Source organism: Streptomyces calidiresistens (assembly GCF_014141525.1).
GTDB lineage: Bacteria > Actinomycetota > Actinomycetes > Streptomycetales > Streptomycetaceae > Streptomyces > Streptomyces calidiresistens.
The window spans coordinates 1-2,089 of sequence record NZ_VKHS01000890.1 but is presented as its reverse complement, the minus strand read 5'-3'; the positions used below and the strand labels follow the sequence as shown (position 1 = coordinate 2,089).

At 76.2% G+C, this 2,089-nt stretch carries 2 protein-coding genes; both read right to left on the bottom strand.

Going from position 1 to position 2,089, the window contains the following annotated elements; genetic code table 11:
- The coding region (locus FOE67_RS23835; RefSeq protein WP_182666900.1) for an ABC transporter permease at positions 1-997 on the bottom strand (997 nt) is incomplete at its 3' end.
- Between the two features lie 31 nt (positions 998-1,028).
- Complete coding sequence (locus FOE67_RS23830; protein ID WP_182666899.1) at positions 1,029-1,997, bottom strand: ABC transporter permease; 969 nt, start codon at positions 1,995-1,997, stop codon at positions 1,029-1,031.
- Positions 1,998-2,089 lie beyond the last annotated feature (92 nt).

Genomic DNA, 2,089 nt, shown 5'->3' with positions numbered 1-2,089 from the left:
GCCCGGGGGCGCCCGGGGCCGGGGCGCCGGCGGTGGGCGCGAGGGCGGTGGCCCCGGCCGCCGGGCCGGCGGCGACGGCGTGCGGGTCGAGGACGACCTCGAGGGTGCGGGCGCACAGCGTGAAGGCGAGGACGACCAGCAGGATCGCCAGGCCGGGCGGCAGCAGGTACCACCAGGCGCCGGCGGTGACGGCGCCCGCGCGGAAGGCCCGTTCCAGGGTGGTGCCCCAGGAGAAGGAGGTGGGGTCGCCCAGGCCGAGGAAGGAGAGGGCGGACTCGTGCCAGACGGCGTGCGGCACCATCAGCACCGCCGCCAGCCCGGCCTGCGGCAGGACACCGGGCACCAGGTGGCGGGTGGCCACCCGCCACCTGGAGGCGCCGCCGGAGACGGCGGCGTCCACGTAGGGGCGCGAACGCAGGGAGAGGATCTCGGCACGCACGATGCGGGCGGTGGAGACCCAGTGCGTCAGGCCCACCGAGAGGACCACCGGCCACACGCCGGGACGGAACATGGCCACGATGAACACGCCCATCAACAGGTGCGGCACGGAGGTGAAGACCTCCACCAGGCGCATCACCACACGGTCGACGGCGCCCCCCACGGCTCCCGCCAGGCCCCCGACGAGCACCCCCAGGACGGCGGCGACGGCCGCCGCCACCAGACCCACCAGCAGTGAGACCCGCAACCCGTGGACACAGCGCAGCAGCAGGTCCCGTCCCAGCGCGTCGGTGCCGAACGGGTGGGCGGGGGACGGCGGAAGGTGCTTGGCGCCCAGGTCCACGGCCTGCTGGTCGAGGGGGATGAGCCACGGCACCAGCAGAACGGCGAGGACGGCGGTCGCGAGGATGCCGACGGACAGCACCAGCCGCACGGTGCGGGTGCCCCGTCGGGCCGGGCCCCGGGCGGGGCGGGCGGCGCCGGCGACCGGATCGGCGCCGGGGGGCGCCGGGTCGGTTCCGGCGGGCGGAACACCGCCGGGGGCTGTGGAGGAGGCCATGGTGGGGGTCACATCCGTTCGCGGCCGGCGGTCACATGCGGTCGTGGTCGACCCGGGGGTCGGCCAGGCCGTAGAGCAGGTCGGCCAGCAGGTTGCCGGCCAGGACGGCGAGGGCGCCGAGGAGGGTGAGTGCGGCCAACAGGGGGAAATCCAGCGCGGTGGCGGACCGCACGGTGGCCGAGGCGATGCCGGGCCAGGAGAAGACCGTCTCGATGAGCAGGGCTCCGGTGATCAACTCGGGCACCCGGGTGCCGATGAGGGTGAGCACCGGCAGCAGTCCGGACCGCAGCGCGTGGCCCAGCAGCACGGTGCGCTCCCCCAGGCCGCGGGCGCGCGCGGCCCGCACGGGGTCCTCGTGCAGGGCGTCGGCGACGCCCTGTCGGGTGTAGAGGAGGAACCAGGGCAGTTGGGAGAGGGCGAGCACCAGGGCCGGCAGCGCCAGGTGGCGCAGCAGACCGGAGGCCGTCACGGTGTCCTCGCCGGGGGCGGTGAGGCCGCCGGCCGGCAGCACCCCCCACTGCACGGCGAACAGCCACATGAACAGCAGTCCGGTCCAGAACGGCGGAGCGGCTTCCAGGAGGTACGCCACCGGGGTGACGCAGCGGTCCACGGCCCCGCCGGGGCGCCGGGCGGCGAGGACGCCGAGCACGACGCCGAGCACGAGGGCGAGCACGAAGGCCGTGCCGCACAGCACGAGCGACCAGACCATGCGCTCCGCGATCACCTGCGAGACGGGTTGGCGCAGCGACTGCGAGTGGCCGAATTCCCCGACCGCGACACTGCGCAGCCAGGTCCACCACTGCTCGACGAAGGTGCCGCCGACGGCGAGATTCTCCCGCAGTTGGTCCAGGGTCTGCTGGGAGGCCCCCACGGCGTCCCCGCCCGCGTAGGCGTTGACCGGGTCGAAGGGCGAGGCGGCGGCGACGGCGAAGACGCCGAGGGTGACGGCGGCCAGCACCGGCACGGCGGCCAGGAGGCGGCGCAGCACCAATCGCGCCATGGCGGCGAGGGGGAGGCGACGGCCCGGTCGGGGGCCGGGACGCCCCTTCCCGCCGCCCGCCGCGTCCCGGCCGGGGGTCGGCGGGACGGGCG